Below are 15,575 nucleotides of genomic sequence, written 5' to 3' on the forward strand. Positions count from 1 at the left end.
ACCAATAGGGGTCAAGGGTTCGTACGGTACGGCGCACCCGGCCGCACGCCCCTGCTCAGCGCGATAATCGCCACGTTCTAGGGTGAAGCCGGACAGCGGCCCGAGCGGAGGGAGTACGGGCATGACCGCGGACACCGATCTCGGCACCCTCCTCGACGGCAACGACGTCGCCGGGCTCCAGCGCTGGCTCGCCGACCATCCCCCGCACGTCGTCGCCGACGAACTCGCCCGCGCCGACGAGGTCACCGCCGTCTTCTGCTTCCGGCTGCTGGAGAAGGACCGCGCGGTCGAGGTCTTCGAGGAACTGGGCGCGGGCGACCAGCAGAAGATCCTCGAAGGGCTGCGCGACCAGACCTTCCGGCACGTCGTCGAGGAGATGGACCCCGACGACCGCGCCCGCCTCCTCGGCGAGGCGCCCGCCAACTTCACCCAGCGCGTGCTGGCGGGACTGAGCCCCCACGAACGCGCCCTCACCGCCCCGCTGCTCGGCTACGAACAAGACGCCGTCGGCCGGTACATGTCGCCGGAGCTGGTGCGGCTGAAGGAGCAGTCCACCGTCGCCGAGGCGCTGGAACGGGTGCGCGCCCAGGGCCCGGACGCCGAGACCGTCTACACCTTGCCCGTCGTCGACGACCGCAGGCACCTGGTGGGCGTCGTCTCCCTGCGGGAGGTGGTGCTGGCCCCGCCCGGGCGGCCGCTCATCGAGCTGGTGGACACCGAGTTCCCGCGGGTCTACGCCACGGACAACGCCGAGACCGCCGCCCGCCTCATGCAGGAGGCGAACCTCCTCGGCCTGCCCGTCGTGGACAGCGAGGACCGGGTCGTCGGCATCCTCACCGTCGACGACGCCATCGAGCTGATCGAGGAGGCGGACACCGAGGACATCGCCCGCCAGGCCGGCGCCGAACCCGTCGAGGGGCACTACCTGTCCGTCGGGGTCTTCCGGCTCGCCCGCGCGCGCATCATCTGGCTCTTCCTGCTGATCCTCGCCGCCACCCTCACCGCCGGCGTGCTCCAGGCGTTCGAGGGGGAGTTGTCGGCGGTGACGGAGCTGGCGGTCTTCATCCCGCTGCTCGTGGGCACCGGCGGCAACGTCGGCGCCCAGGCCGCGACCGGCGCGGTGCGCGCCCTCGCGGTCGGCGAGCTGCGCCCCGGCGACGTGGCGCGGGTGGCGTGGCGGGAGTGCCGGGTGGGGTTCCTGCTGGGCGTGGGACTCGGCATCGTGGGCATGGTGCTGGCGACGGTCATGACGGACGGCCGGATCGCGCTCACCGTGTCGCTGTCGCTCATCCTGATCTGCGCGTGGGCGGCCTCGGTCGGCTCCGTGATGCCCCTGCTGGCCAAGAAGTTGGGGATCGACCCGGCGGTGATCTCGGCCCCGCTGGTGACCACGCTGGTCGACGCCACGGGGCTGGTGATCTACTTCCTCCTCGCCCGCCTGGTCCTCGGCCTGTGAGGAGCGCCCCGGGGGGTGCCGCGGGCGGGGAGCGGCCTGCGGGCGGGCCCGTGGGCCGCGCCGTGAGCGGGCGGGCGTACGCCCCGGGACCCCCGCGCACACCCGTCGGCGAACGCACTCCGTAAAGCTCTCCCCCGGGGTTGCGGGCCCCGGGCGCAGGTTGCCAAGCTTTCGCGCGTGTTCAGGCCGCAAAGGCGCAGGCCGGGGAGAGCCGGGGCCGGGACGGCGACTGCGGCGACGGGGGTGTGAAGAAACGGTGCCTCTAGGAGAGCAGCCCGCCTACCTGCGGGTCGCCGCGGACCTCCGCCGGAAGATCGTCAGCGGCGAACTGCCGCCGCACGCCCGGCTGCCCTCCCAGGCGCGCATCCGCCAGTTGTACGGGGTCTCCGACACCGTCGCGCTGGAGGCGCGCAAGGTGCTCATGGCCGAGGGCCTGGTCGAGGGCCGGTCCGGCTCCGGCACGTACGTGCGCTCGCGGCCCGAGCCGCACCGCCTGGTCCGTACCGGCTACCGCGGCCTCGCCGACCTCACCCCCTTCCGCCAGGAGCAGGCCGACGAGTCGGTCACCGGCTCCTGGGAGTCGCGCAGCGCACAGGAGCACGCGGGTGCGGCGGTCGCCGCCCGGCTGCACCTGGGCGCCGGCGACCCGGTGATGCGTACGCGCTACGTCTTCCGCTCGGCCGGCGAGCCCGTGCTGCTGTCCACGTCCTGGGAGCCGCTGGCCCTCACCGGCCGTACCCCCGTGATGCTGCCCGAGGAGGGCCCGCTCGCCGGCCGCGGCGTGGTGGAGCGGATGGCGGCGATCGACGTCGTCGTGGACAACGTCGTGGAGGAGGTCGGCACCCGCCCCGGGCTGGCGGAAGAGGCGCACGCGCTGGGCGCCGTGCCGGGGCAGCCGGTGCTCTGCATCCAGCGGACTTTCTATGCCTCCGGGCGGGCCGTCGAAACCGCGGACGTCATCGTTCCGGCCGATCGCTATCGGGTCAGTTACCACCTGCCCGTCAAGTAACCCCAGCCCCTGGCCTTGTCTCCCGTCTCCGCCGATTCGAACTTTCGGCCGAGAACGGCACTTCTCGTGTAAAGCCGTATGCGGGGAGTGAATGCCGGGCGTAAGCTCTGGCATATTCGAAGGGCAAGCGGGCGCCGGGGACCGTGATCGTCCCGCGTGCGTCCTGGGCAGACATTCATTCCTGGGGTGGGCATTATGGGTGCGGGTGACAGCGGCGCCGCACGCCCGTGGGTCATCGTCCGCGAGGACGACAACGGCAACCATTATCGCGTCGGCCGCTATGCCACGCGTGACGAAGCCGAGCGCGTGGTCTCCCGTTTCGGGTCCGCCGGCCAACGGCAGATATACCGGGTGGAGCGCGCCGGCGGTGGCGACGCCAACCCCGTGTAGCTTGACGGACGCATGCAGGTGATATTTTCGCCCAAAGCGGGTATGTAGCTACCACTCCCCTTAAGTCGGGCAAATCCGACAGAACTCCGCTGGGATGTGGTAGGCGTGAGCAACCCCCCGTTCTTCCGCCACGCCGCCGTGACCCCGTTCTCCCCACTTCCCGATCCCACCGCGCTCACCGGCCTCCGGGATCCCGCCGGCACCGCGGGAGCGCCGGCCGGCTCCGGCCTCACCGAACCCGCCGCCCCGCCGGGCCCCGCAGGAGCCGCGGGAGCCGCGGCCCCCTCCGGGCTCGCCGACGCGCCCGGCCCCGCCGAGTGGAGCTTTCCCGCAGACCCCGGCTGCGTGCGCACCGCCCGCGCCGTCGTCCGCGACACCCTGCGCACCTGGCGCCTCGACCCCGTGACCGATCTCGCCGTGCTGCTCGTCAGCGAGCTCGTCACCAACTCCCTGCGCTACGCCTCCGGGCCGGTGGGCCTGCGCCTGCGCCCCGTCGGCGGACCCGACGCCTGCGGCGGCGTCCGCGTCGAGGTCTCCGACACGCTGCCGGTGCCGCCGCTGCTCCGGGCCGCCGCACCGGACGAGGAAGGCGGCCGCGGACTGCAGCTCGTGGCCAGTGTCGCGGTGCGCTGGGGAACCCGGTGCGGCGGAATGGGCAAGACGGTGTGGTTCGAGCTGGGGTCCGCTGGTTAGAACGTACGAGGGAGGCTTCTTCGGCGTACGGAAGGGGGCGCACGGGGGCGTAGCGCCGGGTGCCGGTCGGGCACCACTTCGCAGATGTGGCGGTTACGGGGACCGGAAGCGGTGGGGCGTTCCGAACCCGTGACCCGACGACCATGTTCCGGATACGGATCTTCCCGCATACTCTGCGGTGCGTACCCGGAGCAGGATCAGCAAAGGGGGCGGTTGCGTGGGAGCACCGTTCTGGCAGAGCAGTCCGCCGGGCTCCATCTACGACCACATCAAGGTGGCCTCCTTCGCCCTTGACGCGGAGGGGCACATCGAGCAGTGGAGTGCCCGTGCCGAGGAACTCCTCGGCATCTCCGCCGCCGAGGTGCTGGGCCGCGACGCCGTCGAGGCACTGGTTCCCGAGGAGCTGCGCGCGGACGTGGGGGAGAAGGTCGCCGAGATCCTCGACGGCCGCGAGTGGACCGGTCTGCTGCCCTACCGCAGACCGGCCGGGCCGGACGGCGCCGACGCCGGGCACCCCGCGGTCGACGGCATCGCCGAGCTGTACGTCATGCCCACCACCGGCGTCGGCGGCACCCGCGGCGCGGTGTGCCTCACCGTCGACGCGTACGCGCTGCGCCGTATCGAGACCGACCTCGCCGCCTCGCAGGCCGTTTTCGGCCAGGCCCCGATGGGGTTCCTCCTCTTCGGCACCGACCTCCGGCTCGTCCGCGTCAACGAGCGGGTCGCCGCCGCCTTCGGCGGCACCGTCGCCTCCCACGCGGGCCGCTCGCCCCGCGACTACCTCCCGCGCATCGAGGCCGAGCGCGTCACCGCCGCGCTCAGACAGGTCCTCGACACCGGCGAGCCCGTCACCGACATGCAGATCCTCGGGCCCACCCCCGAGGAGCCGCAGACCGCCTCCGTACCGGCACAGCGCGAGGGGCAGCCGGGCAGCCTCCGGTGGTCCATATCGCTGTACCGCGTCCACAGCCGTACGGGCCGGCCCATGGGCGTCGCCGCCATCGTCTCCGACGTCACCCGCCGCCGCCGCGCCGAGAGCGAGGCCGCCAGCACCCGCCGCAACCTCGCGCTGCTCAACGAGGCCGGCGCCCGCATCGGCAACTCGCTCGACCTGGAGACCACCGCGCGCGAACTGCTCGGCGTCACCGTGCCGCAGTTCTGCGACATGGCGTGCGTCGACGTCTACCAGAGCCTCCTCGACGGTGACGAGGGCCGCCCCGGGCTCGCCGACGGCAGCGCCGAGCTGCGCCGCGTCGCCTTCGCCAGCGCCGTCTCCGACGCCCCCGTCACCGCCGTCGGCTCCACCCACCGCTTCGACTTCCACTCCCCGCACGCCGCCGCGCTGCGTACCGCGCAGGTACGCCGGGTGCCGGGCGGCGACAGCGGCCTGGTGCAGACGACGCTCGCCGTGCCGCTGGTCGCCGGGGACACCGTCGTCGGGCTCGTGCAGTTCTCCCGGGCCCGCGGCAGCGAGGACTTCGGCGAACGCGACGCCGCCCTCGCCGCCCAGCTCGCCTCCCGCGCCGCCGTCTGCATCGACAACGCCCGCCTCTACCGCCGCGAGCACTCCCGCGCCCTCATCCTCCAGCGCAGCCTGCTCCCGCCCGGCGACCCCGAGGCCGCCGGCCTCGACATCGCCTGCCGCTACCTGCCGGGCAACACGGCCACCGAGGTCGGAGGCGACTGGTTCGACGTCATCGAGCTGCCGGGGCACCGCACCGCGCTCGTCGTCGGCGACGTCATGGGCCGCGGCCTGCGCGCCGCCGTCGCCATGGGCGAACTGCGCAGCGCCGTACGCACCCTCGCCATGCTCGACCTGGAGCCGGCCGAGGTGCTCGCCGCCCTGGACGAGATCGCCGGCGGCCTCGGCGGCGTCTCCGACGAGGTCTACCTCGCCACCTGCTCGTACGTCGTCTACGACGCGGTCACCCGGCGCTGCACCTTCGCCAACGCCGGCCACCTGCCGCCCGTCGTCGTCGAACCCGGCGAGCCGCCGCTGCTGCTGGAGGTGCCCCCCGGGATGCCGCTCGGCGTCGGCGGCGAGCCGTTCGAGGAGGTCGAGGTCGAGCTGCCCGACGGCGCCCTCCTCGCGCTCTACACCGACGGCCTCGTGGAGTCCCGCGACCACGGCCTGGACGAGGGCCTGGAGGAGTTCCGCAAGGCGCTCTCCGACCCCGCGCAGCCGCTTGAGGACGTCTGCGACCACGTACTCGACACCCTCTACACCCGGCACGGAGAGGACGACATCGCCCTGTTGATGGCCCGTATCGGCGGACTGCCCGCCGACACCGTCGGCGACTGGCTGCTGCCCGCCGAGCCCCGCTCCGTCGCCCTCGCCCGCGAACACGCCCGCACGCAGCTCGCCGCCTGGGACCTGGAGCCGCTGATCGACACCACCGAGCTGCTCGTCAGCGAGCTGGTGACGAACGCGCTGCGGCACGGCGAGGGCGGCCGCAGCGGGGGCGGCGAGCCGGAGATACGGCTCCGGCTGCTGCTGGACCGCACCCTGGTGTGCGAGGTCTGGGACAGCAACCTGGTCCAGCCGCGCCGCCGCCGCGCCCGGGACACCGACGAGGGCGGCCGGGGCCTGCAGTTGGTGAGCATGCTCAGCCGGAACTGGGGCAGCAGACGCACGCACCGCGGGAAGACGGTCTGGTTCGAACTGGGCCTGCCGGGCACGGGGCCGCTCGCGGAACTGGACGAGGACGCGCTGCTGTCGGCGTTCTGAACCGGGTCGCGGGGGCCCGGTTCGTACGGGGGCGCAGGGCCCGTTCTGCGGGGGCGTGCTCAGGCCGCGGTGCGCCCGCCGGCGGCCGGCGGCGGCTCGCCGTTCTTCAGCCGGGCCAGCCGCGCGTCGATCTCCGCCTGCATGCTCAGGTCGTCCACCTGCTCGAACCGCCCGTCCAGGGACGACTCCGCCGGGTCCGCCCGGCCCGTCGCGCGGGCCTCCTCGCGGCGGATCCTCGCTTCGAAGCGGCCCAGGTCGGCGGTGGGGTCGGTGACGTCCACGCTCGTGACGGCGTCGGGCATCCCGTTCCGCGCCTCCGCTTGCCGCGCGTCGGCCAGGAGCCGGTCGCGGCGGGATTCGAGGCAGGTCAGCTTCTCCCGCATCGCGTCGAGGTTCCGCTTCAGCCTCTCCACCACCTCCGTCTGCGCGGCGATCAGCGGCTCGGCCGCCGCCGCCTCGTTCTCCGCGGTGATCTGCCGCTCCAGCGCCGTGCGGGCCAGGTTGTCGAACGTCTCGGCCCGCGCGGCGTCGCCCCCGGCGCGTGCGTCGTCCGCCTTGCGGCTGGCGGCGAGGGCCTGGGCGCCCCACTCGTCGGCGGCGCCGGTGTCCTCCTTGTGGTCCGCCTCCATCAGGCGCAGATTGCCGAAGGCGGTGGCGACGGCCAGGTCGGCCTCGCGGATGTTGTTGGAGTAGTCCCGGATGAGCTGATCGAGCATCTTCCGCGGGTCCTCGGCCTGGTCGACGAGGGCGCCGACGTCGGCGCGGGCGAGCTGGAGGGTGCGGCCGAGGACGGTCTGCTTGCCGGACACGGGTCTCCTTCGCATCTGGTGGCGGTGTGCTGGCGGTCCGGGCCGGTGCGGTGGCCGTCCCGGGCGGTCTGGCGGGGGGTACACGCGGGGCGTGCGCCGTCGCGTGATCCGTACGCCCGGAAGCTCTAGAAGCGGCCTCCACCGCCCATCCGCCCCCGTGTGCCCCCGCCGCCGAAGCTGCCGGGACCGCGGCCGAGCCCGCCCCCGAAGCCGCGGCCCCCGCGCCTGCCGGCCCCCTCGGCGGAGCCGTCGCCGAGCATGCCGCCGAGGATGATCCCGGCGAGCATCCCCGTGCCCGTGCCGCCGCGCCCCCCGCCGCCGTAGCCGCTGCCGGCCGGTCCTGCGAAGGGCCCGCCGCCGTACGAGCCGTCGAAGCCCCGGACGTCCTGCTCCGCCAGCCGGCGCGCCTCGCGGCCGAGTGCGTCCGCGCGCTGCGCGTGCCGGAGGGCACCGGCCGGGTCGGTGCCGGCAAGCTCCCCGGCCTGCCGGAGATGCCGCTCGCCCTCGCCCAGGCGGGTACGGGCCGCGGGGCCGATGCCGCCGCGGTGGGTGGTGACGAAGTCCCGGGCGGCGGCCACCGAAGCTCGCGCGCCGACGAGCGCCTGGTCCAGCAGGCGGCGCGGCCGCCGCCCGGCCTCCTCCCGCTCCCCGGCCCTAGCGAGCGACGCCGCCAGCGCCGCGTCCGCCTCCACCACCCGGCGCAGCGCGGCCAGCGCGTCGTACCTGCCGCCCGCCACCTCCTGCCCCACCTCCGCCAGCACCGTCTGCGCATGCCCGATCCGGTCCCGCAGACCGGCGCCCGACGCGTCCGCGGCCGTGGTGCGTTCCACGTCCTGCGCCTCGGCCAGGTCCTCGCGGATGTCGCGCAGCGCCTCGGCGAGCCGCGCGGCGGCCTCGCGCAGCTCGTGCTCGCGGCGCTCGACGGCCGCGACGAGGGTGCCCGCCTGGTCGAGTGCGCTCTCCGCGGCCCGTACGTGGACGGCGGCGGTTGCCGGGTCGTCGATGCCGAGCGCGGTGCGGGCGTGGGTGAGGTGCTCGCCGGCGAACTGCAGGCGGTCGCGGGCCGCGGCGGGGTTGCCGGCGACGGCGGCGGAGGCGGCGGGGGCGTAGGCGTCGGCCAGCACGGCGAGCCTGCTCTCGGCGGCGCCGATACGGTCCGGGAGCCGCCGGGCGGCGGCCTCGGCGGTGGCGAGGACCTGCGACGCCCGGGTCACCATCGCGCGCAGCCGGTCGAAGGCGTCCGCCTCGGCGTCGAGCCGGGCGTTGGCGTCCGTGCAGCGGGCCACGATCTCCTCCAGCATGTCGCGGCGGGCGCCGTCGTCCTCGGGGCGTGCGTCGTCGAGCGCCTGCCGGAGGCGGAAGGCGGCGGTCAGCTCGTCCTGGGCGTACCCGACGGCGTCGGCGAAGGGCCGCGTGGCCTCCTCGCCGAACCGGGCGGTGGCGAAGCCGAGTTCCTCCCGGCTGGTGCGCACGGCGTCGTCGGTCTCCACGAGGAGTCCCTTGGCGCGGACGTCGAGGTCGGGGGTGCCGGTGGTCTCGTGGGGCCAGTGGGGCGGCCTCCGGCGCCTGGCGCTCCGCCGCCGGAGAACGAACAGGCCGGCGGCCAGCGCGACGGCGAGCGCGGCGACGAGGGGCACCACGTAGTCGGTGGGGCTGGCGTCACCCTGCGCTGACTCGCCGCGGGGCCGCCCGCCGGGGTCGGTGGGCCCGGGGGTGACGTCGGCGGGGGGCACCTGCCGGCCGTCGAGCACGGCCGCGTACCCGTCCGCCGCGCCGATGGCGGCGCCGGCCCAGTCGTTCTGGCGCAGGGCGGGCTCGACGGCGCGGGCGCTGACGGCGTCGATGTCGCGCCCGGAGAGGCCGGAGCCGGCGCGGGCGGAGACGGCGGACCGGCGGTCGCCGGTGGCGACGGCGAGGAGGACGTCGCGCCGCTTGAGCCCGTTCCTGTCGGCGGTGGCGTCGGCCCAGGCCCCGGGGGAGAAGGTGGAGAAGTCGCGTACGTAGGCCACGAAGAGCCTGATCCGGTGCTCGCGGTCGAGCCGTTCGAGTGCCCGGACGACCTCGGGGCGCCGGTCGCGGAGGGCGTCGACGCGGTCGGTGATCTGCCCGTGGGGGTCGAGGGGGAGGGGGTCGGCGGCGTGCGCCGGGGCGACGGCGAGGGCGAGGGGCGGCAGGGCGAGCACTCCGGCAGCGAAGAGCCGGCCCCCGAGCCGCCGAATCCGCATGCGCACGCCTCCGCACCACGACGTGCCGCGGACCCGGCACGCCCTGTACGGGAGGCTATGCCCCTTTCGTGACCCCCGCACCCGGACACCCCCGGGGGTCCCCCAGCCCTGCATCCCGGGGCTGCGCCCGGGACCGGCGCGGGGCTGTGCCCCGCATCCCGGGGCTGCGCCCCGACTCCCCGGGCTGTGCCCCGAATCCGGGGGCTGCGCCCCGGGACCCGCGTGGGGCTGTCCCCGTTCCCAGGGGCTGCGCCCCGACGCCGGGGCTGCGCCCCGGGACCGCGCGGGCTCCGCCTCGGTACCCGGGACGCGCCCCTCGGGCCCCGCGGGCCCCCGCAGGGGGCCCGCGTCACTCGTCGTTCAGCACGTCCTCGGCTTCTGCCAGGCGCACTCCACATCCGCCGGGCGCTCCACGCCCCGCGTCCGCTGCGTCCGCGGCTCCGTCGCCGTGTCCGCGCCGTAGCCCGCCAGTGTCGTCACCACCGCGTCCTCTATGTCCTTCACCGAGCCCGCCAGGTAGTTGTTCAGCACCACGCTGAACACCAGCTCCCTGCCGTCCGCATCCGTCACGTACCCCGACAGCGCCGACGCCCCCGTCAGCGAGCCCGTCTTCGCGCGCGCGTTGCCCTCCGCAGGGGTGTCGCACATGCGGGTGCGCAGGGTGCCGCCCACGAAGCGGTCCTCCCCGCAGGCCAGCGGCAGCGACTCGTACCAGGCGCCGAACCACGGCTCGTCCTGCACCGCCGTCAGCAGCTTGACGAACTCGCGGCTCGGGATCGTGTTGCCCCGCGACAGCCCCGAGCCGTCGACCTGGCGCAGCGTGGCCGTGTCGACGCCGATCGACTTCAGGTACGACGAGACGCCCCGCAGGCCCGCGCTCCACGTGCCGGCGTCCGCCGTCTCCACGCCGATCGTCTTCGTCAGGATCTCCGCGTGGCCGTTGTTGGAGAGCTTCATGAACGGGACCATCAGGTCCTTCAGCGGCATCGAGGCGTGGCTCGCGACCGTACGCGCCCGCTCAGGCGTCGCCCGCCCCAGCAGAGTCCTGCCCCCGACGTCCACCCCGTGCCGCTCCAGCGCGTCCCGGAAGACCGCCGCCGCGTAGCCGGTCGGCTCCCACACCGAGATCCACTCCTTGGTGGCGTTCGCCTTCACGGGGATGTTCCCGCTGACGACGATGGTGTTCGTGCCGTGCTCCCGCGAGATGCCCAGGGTGTCGCGCTCGCCCTCCGCGACCGTGGTGCCCCTGTTGTCGATCTTCACGTAGTCGGTCGCCGGCGTCACCTTCACCACCGGCCGGTCGCCCGCCTTCTTGCCCGGGTACGCCTCCACCACCACCGTGCCGGAGTCGTAGTCCGTGTCGGGGGCCACCGTCAGCGCGGAGATCTGCATCGCGTAGTAGTCCGACTCGTAGTCGGCGGACCAGCCGTTGCCGACGCGGACGGCGTCGAAGCGGGTGTCGTCCGCGACGAGGTGGTCGACCTCGTCCACCCCCGAGGCCGCGACCTTCTCGGCCAGCGCGTCGTAGTCGGCCGCCAGCATCGTCGGGTCGCCCGTACCGCGCAGGTACAGGTCGCCGCCCGCCGTGAGGGCGTCCGTGGACCAGGTGTAGTCGGGGCCCAGCAGCTCCATCGCCGCGGCCGAGGTGGGCAGCTTGGTGTTGGAGGCGGGGGTGAGCCGGGTGGCGGCGGAGTGCTCGTACAGCGTCTCGCCGCTCGCCGCGTCGGCGACGACGACCGACGCCAGCGCGCCTTCCAGGCGCTCGTCGGCGAGGACGTTGTCCAGCGCCTGCTTGAGCCCGTCGTCGTCGGGGTCCGCCCCGGCCGGGGCGCCGCCGCCGAGGCCGAGGGCGAGAAGGGCCGCCATGCCGGCGGCGGCCGGCCAAGTCCACGTACGCGCCGCTGACTTCGGGCGTCTGGGGGATCTGCTCATGACAGTGGAGCATGGCGAACCACGACACGGGCAACAAGTACCTTGCTGCCCGTGTCATTGGTCCGACCGGTGGTATCCGGCCGAACGGCCGAACGGGACGCTCAGTCCTTGCGGCGGAAGATCTTGCTCCCCAGCCACACGAGCGGGTCGTACTTGCGGTCCGCCGCCCGCTCCTTGAGCGGGATCAGCGCATTGTCGGTGATCTTGATGTGCTCGGGGCAGACGTCCGAGCAGCACTTGGTGATGTTGCAGTACCCCAGGCCGTGCTCGTCCTGCGCGGTGGTCCTACGGTCCAGACCCTCGTCCTTCGCCGCGTCCAGCGGGTGCATGTCCAGCTCCGCGACCCGCATGAGGAAGCGCGGGCCCGCGAAGGCCGCCTTGTTCTCCTCGTGGTCGCGGACCACGTGGCAGGTGTCCTGGCAGAGGAAGCACTCGATGCACTTGCGGAACTCCTGCGAGCGGTCCACGTCCTCCTGCTGCATCCGGTACTCGCCGGGCGCCAGCTTCTCGGGCGGGATGAACGCCGGGATCTCACGGGCCTTCTCATAGTTGAATCCCACGTCCGTGACCAGGTCGCGGACCACGGGGAAGGCGCGCAGCGGGGTGACCGTGATGGTCTCCTCGCGGTCGAACACCGACATCCGGGTCATGCACAGCAGCCGCGGGCGGCCGTTGATCTCCGCGCTGCACGAGCCGCACTTGCCCGCCTTGCAGTTCCAGCGCACCGCCAGGTCCGGTGCCTGGGTGGCCTGGAGCCGGTGGATGATGTCGAGGACGACCTCGCCCTCGTTCACCTCGACCTCGAAGTCCTCCAGGCCACCGCCCTCGGTGTCGCCGCGCCAGACCTTGAAGCGGGCGATGTAGCCCGTGGTGGGTGCCGTGGTCACTCGGTCAGCTCCTCGTCCGTCAGGTACTTCACCAGCTCTTCCTTCTCGAAGAGGTCGAGCAGGTCGGGCCGGATCGGCGGCATCTCGCGCTTCTCCAGCCGGATCTGGCCCCGCTCCGGGTCCGGCACGTCCGCCGCGGGCAGCGCGCCGCCCGCCGGGTCGGCCAGCCGGCAGACCAGGTTCTGCTTGCGCCAGTCGCGGTCCATCGCCGGGTGGTCGTCGCGGGTGTGGCCGCCGCGGGACTCGGTACGCTCCCGGGCCGCGCGCGCGACGCACTCGCTCACCAGCAGCATGTTCCGCATGTCCAGCGCGAGGTGCCAGCCGGGGTTGAACTGCCGGTGGCCCTCGACGCCGGCACCCCGGGCCCGAACGCGCAGGTCGCCCAGGCGCGTCAGGGCCTCGCTCATCTCCGCCTCCCGGCGGATGATGCCGACCAGGTCGTTCATCGACTGCTGGAGCTCCTGGTGGAGCGTGTACGGGTTCTCCGGCGGCTTGGCGCCGCCGTCCCCGTCCCCGCCCGCGGCCCCGGCGCCGGCCTCCGCGCTGAACGGGCGCAGCGCCTCCGCGGACGCCGCCGCGATCTGCTCCTCGTCGACCTCCGGGCGCCCGTCGGCGGAGCCCGCCGCGTCGCGCGCGTACTCGGCCGCGTACAGCCCCGCGCGCCGCCCGAACACCAGCAGGTCCGAGAGCGAGTTGCCGCCGAGGCGGTTGGAGCCGTGCATGCCGCCGGCGACCTCGCCGGCCGCGAAGAGGCCCGGCACGCCCAGCGCCGCCGCCGTGTCCGGGTCGACGTCCACGCCGCCCATCACGTAGTGGCAGGTGGGGCCGACCTCCATCGGCTCGGCGGTGATGTCGACGTCCGCCAGCTCCTTGAACTGGTGGTGCATCGACGGCAGCCGGCGCTTGATCTCCTCGGCGGGCAGCCGGGTCGACACGTCCAGGAACACCCCGCCGTGCGGGGACCCGCGGCCTGCCTTCACCTCGGAGTTGATGGCGCGGGCCACCTCGTCACGGGGGAGCAGCTCGGGCGGGCGCCGGTTGTTGTCCGGGTCCTCGTACCAGCGGTCGCCCTCGTCCTCGCTCTGGGCGTACTTCTCCTTGAAGACGTCCGGGATGTAGTCGAACATGAAGCGCTTGCCCTCGCTGTTGCGCAGGACACCGCCGTCGCCGCGGACCGACTCCGTGACGAGGATGCCCTTGACCGAGGGCGGCCAGACCATCCCGGTGGGGTGGAACTGGACGAACTCCATGTTGATCAGCGACGCCCCGGCGAGCAGCGCGAGCGCGTGCCCGTCCCCGGTGTACTCCCAGGAGTTGGACGTCACCTTGAAGGACTTGCCGATGCCGCCGGTCGCGAGCACCACGGACGGCGCCTCGATCACGAAGAACCGGCCCGACTCGCGCTCGTAGCAGAACACGCCGGAGACCCGGCCGTCGGGCGCCTTGAGGATGCGCGTGACCGTGCACTCCTGGAAGACCTTGATCCGGGACTCGTAGTCCCCGCCGTCCTTGAAGTCCTCCTGCTGGAGGGAGACGACCTTCTGCTGCAGCGTGCGGATGAGTTCGAGCCCGGTGCGGTCGCCGACGTGGGCGAGGCGCGGGTACTCGTGGCCGCCGAAGTTGCGCTGGGAGATCTTGCCGTCCTTGGTGCGGTCGAAGAGCGCACCCCAGGTCTCCAGCTCCCAGACGCGGTCCGGCGCCTCCTTGGCGTGCAGCTCCGCCATCCGCCAGCTGTTGAGGAACTTGCCGCCGCGCATGGTGTCGCGGAAGTGCACCTGCCAGTTGTCGCCCGCGTTGACGTTGCCCATGCTGGCGGCGATGCCGCCCTCGGCCATCACCGTGTGGGCCTTGCCGAAGAGCGACTTGCAGATCACGGCCGTGCGCAGGCCCTGCTCGCGGGCCTCGATCGCCGCCCGCAGCCCGGCGCCCCCGGCACCGACCACGACGACGTCCCACTGCTGCCGTTCGACTTGCGTCATTTTCTGTGCTTCGCCTTTCCCATCGGTCGGCTCGCTGCGCCTCAGAAGAGCACCGGGTCGTCGAATGCGCCCGAGGCCAGCAGATATACGTACAGGTCGGCGAGCCCCACGCTGATGAGGGACGCCCAGGCAAGCAGCGCGTGGCGTTCGTTGAGCTTGCCCACCAGGCCCCAGGCGCGGTAGCGCACCGGGTGCTTGGAGAAGTGCCTGAGCCGGCCGCCGACGATGTGCCGGCACGAGTGGCAGGAGAGGGTGTAGAGCCAGATGAGCACGACGTTGATCCAGAGCACGATGGTGCCGAGACCCACGTGGCCCCACTCGTACTCGCTGTTGCGGAAGCCGAGGACCGCGTCCCACGTGAGGATCGCGGCGACGGCGATCGCGGCGTAGAAGAAGTAGCGGTGCAGGTTCTGCACGATCAGCGGGAAGCGGGTCTCGCCGGTGTACGTCTTGTGCGGCTCGGCGACCGCGCAGGCGGGCGGCGAGCCCCAGAAGCTGCGGTAGTACGACTTGCGGTAGTAGTAGCAGGTGAACCGGAAGCCCAGCGGGAAGACCAGGATGATCGCCGCCGGGGACATGAACCACCAGTCGCCGAAGAGCGCGAAGTTGGGGCCGTTCTTCATGTCCACGCAGTCGGAGCCCAGACACGGCGAGTAGAAGGGCGAGACGTAGGGCGCCGCGTAGTAGTCGGCGTTGCTGAGGGCGCGCCACGTCGAGTAGACGATGAACGCCATCAGGCCGGCGAAGGTGGCGGTCGGCTGCACCCACCAGCGGTCGGTGCGCAGGTGGCGCGCCGCGATCGCGGCGCGGCCCGGGGCGCGGACACCGCCCGGCTGGTCGGGGGTCGGTGGGCGTTCGGTTGTTCCGGTGGCCAAGGTTGTCTCCGGCAGGAGGGGATGGAGTGGGGTCGGGATGGACGGGGTGCGCCGGCGGACCGGGGCCTGACGGGACCCAGGCGCGCGGACGCGGGGCGGGGGTGGCCCGGCTGCCCGGCTAGGGGGCGTGCCGGCCGCCGGCGCCGAGTCCCTCGTCGTCGGCGTCCCGCCACAGGGTGTGGTCGTACGGCTGGTCGGGGATGGGGACCAGGGTCGGTCCCTCCTTCTCCGGGCCCTGGGCGGAGACCTCGCGCAGCAGGGCGAGGGATTCCCGCAGGTGGTCGGCGTCGGTCCGGACGCGTCGCAGCTCCAGCGCGTCGGTGCCCATGCGCCGCTCCAGGCGGGTCACGGTGCGTACGAGATCGTCGACACAGCGCTGCGCTGCGGTCAGTTCTTCGTTCAGGGTCATGACATGCCCTCACGTCTTCGGTCGGGCGGTGCTGACGGTGCCCCGCACGCGTCTTCGCGCACGGCGAAGACGCGCTCAGGGCGCTGTGGGGGGAAGTGTCGCGCGTCTCGCGCTCGCTTGGGAAGGGATCTGCAGATTTCCCCCTCCGGGGGTGAGATACGGGGCTGGATCCTGCCGATCCGT

General features: G+C 73.5%; 12 protein-coding genes. 5 read left to right on the forward strand and 7 right to left on the reverse strand.

Annotation, left to right across the window (positions count from 1 at the left end; all coding sequences use genetic code 11):
• Positions 1 to 121: 121 nt before the first annotated feature.
• From mgtE to DMB38_RS24045, 5 genes are all read left to right on the forward strand, one after another.
• Entirely contained in the window at positions 122 to 1,456 is a 1,335-nt protein-coding gene (gene mgtE / locus DMB38_RS24025; RefSeq protein WP_125936903.1) for a magnesium transporter, read from the forward strand.
• Positions 1,457 to 1,712: 256 nt separating this feature from the next.
• Positions 1,713 to 2,465, forward strand: a complete 753-nt coding sequence (locus DMB38_RS24030; protein ID WP_125936904.1) for a GntR family transcriptional regulator — start codon at positions 1,713 to 1,715, stop codon at positions 2,463 to 2,465.
• Positions 2,466 to 2,660: 195 nt separating this feature from the next.
• On the forward strand, positions 2,661 to 2,855 hold the full coding sequence (locus DMB38_RS24035) for a hypothetical protein (protein WP_125936905.1): 195 nt from the start codon (positions 2,661 to 2,663) through the stop codon (positions 2,853 to 2,855).
• Between the two features lie 105 nt (positions 2,856 to 2,960).
• A complete protein-coding gene (locus tag DMB38_RS24040; protein WP_164716091.1) occupies positions 2,961 to 3,548 on the forward strand; it encodes an ATP-binding protein in 588 nt (195 codons plus the stop codon).
• 217 nt (positions 3,549 to 3,765) lie between these two features.
• Positions 3,766 to 6,276 (forward strand): SpoIIE family protein phosphatase, encoded by a 2,511-nt coding sequence (locus DMB38_RS24045; protein ID WP_125936906.1) that lies wholly within the window; start codon positions 3,766 to 3,768, stop codon positions 6,274 to 6,276.
• 59 nt (positions 6,277 to 6,335) lie between these two features.
• On the opposite strand, the gene DMB38_RS24050 is transcribed toward DMB38_RS24045, so the two are convergent.
• The 7 genes from DMB38_RS24050 to DMB38_RS24080 all read right to left on the reverse strand — a co-directional run bounded on the left by DMB38_RS24050 (position 6,336) and on the right by DMB38_RS24080 (position 15,392).
• A complete protein-coding gene (locus DMB38_RS24050) occupies positions 6,336 to 7,085 on the reverse strand; it encodes a PspA/IM30 family protein (protein ID WP_125936907.1) in 750 nt (249 codons plus the stop codon).
• 125 nt (positions 7,086 to 7,210) lie between these two features.
• Positions 7,211 to 9,310 carry a TPM domain-containing protein gene (locus DMB38_RS24055; protein WP_125936908.1) on the reverse strand — a complete coding sequence of 700 codons (2,100 nt, stop codon included), beginning with the start codon at positions 9,308 to 9,310 and terminating at the stop codon, positions 7,211 to 7,213.
• A 360-nt stretch (positions 9,311 to 9,670) separates the two neighbouring features.
• The gene (dacB, locus tag DMB38_RS24060; RefSeq protein WP_125939233.1) at positions 9,671 to 11,176 is read right to left on the reverse strand and encodes a D-alanyl-D-alanine carboxypeptidase/D-alanyl-D-alanine-endopeptidase; all 1,506 of its coding nucleotides are present in this window, start codon (positions 11,174 to 11,176) and stop codon (positions 9,671 to 9,673) included.
• A 167-nt stretch (positions 11,177 to 11,343) separates the two neighbouring features.
• The gene (locus tag DMB38_RS24065; protein ID WP_047017868.1) at positions 11,344 to 12,129 is read right to left on the reverse strand and encodes a succinate dehydrogenase/fumarate reductase iron-sulfur subunit; all 786 of its coding nucleotides are present in this window, start codon (positions 12,127 to 12,129) and stop codon (positions 11,344 to 11,346) included.
• Positions 12,126 to 14,108: a fumarate reductase/succinate dehydrogenase flavoprotein subunit gene (locus tag DMB38_RS24070; protein ID WP_125936909.1), complete on the reverse strand. Its 1,983-nt coding sequence runs from the start codon at positions 14,106 to 14,108 to the stop codon at positions 12,126 to 12,128. Before DMB38_RS24070 ends, DMB38_RS24065 begins: the two co-directional genes overlap by 4 nt.
• 41 nt (positions 14,109 to 14,149) lie before the next feature.
• On the reverse strand, positions 14,150 to 14,983 hold the full coding sequence (locus DMB38_RS24075; RefSeq protein ID WP_101421769.1) for a hypothetical protein: 834 nt from the start codon (positions 14,981 to 14,983) through the stop codon (positions 14,150 to 14,152).
• A 118-nt stretch (positions 14,984 to 15,101) separates the two neighbouring features.
• Entirely contained in the window at positions 15,102 to 15,392 is a 291-nt protein-coding gene (locus tag DMB38_RS24080) for a hypothetical protein (protein ID WP_125936910.1), read from the reverse strand.
• Positions 15,393 to 15,575 lie beyond the last annotated feature (183 nt).

The sequence above is a fragment of the Streptomyces sp. WAC 06738 genome (assembly GCF_003945505.1).
GTDB lineage: Bacteria > Actinomycetota > Actinomycetes > Streptomycetales > Streptomycetaceae > Streptomyces.

What these genes read in the sequence shown, in the direction of transcription:
- mgtE (WP_125936903.1), top strand. Translation starts at nt 122, where the DNA reads ATGACCGCGGACACCGATCTCGGCACCCTCCTCGACGGCAACGACGTC.
- DMB38_RS24080 (WP_125936910.1), bottom strand. Translation starts at nt 15,392, where the DNA reads ATGACCCTGAACGAAGAACTGACCGCAGCGCAGCGCTGTGTCGACGAT.
- DMB38_RS24035 (WP_125936905.1), top strand. Translation starts at nt 2,661, where the DNA reads ATGGGTGCGGGTGACAGCGGCGCCGCACGCCCGTGGGTCATCGTCCGC.
- DMB38_RS24055 (WP_125936908.1), bottom strand. Translation starts at nt 9,310, where the DNA reads ATGCGGATTCGGCGGCTCGGGGGCCGGCTCTTCGCTGCCGGAGTGCTC.
- DMB38_RS24070 (WP_125936909.1), bottom strand. Translation starts at nt 14,108, where the DNA reads ATGACGCAAGTCGAACGGCAGCAGTGGGACGTCGTCGTGGTCGGTGCC.
- dacB (WP_125939233.1), bottom strand. Translation starts at nt 11,176, where the DNA reads ATGGCGGCCCTTCTCGCCCTCGGCCTCGGCGGCGGCGCCCCGGCCGGG.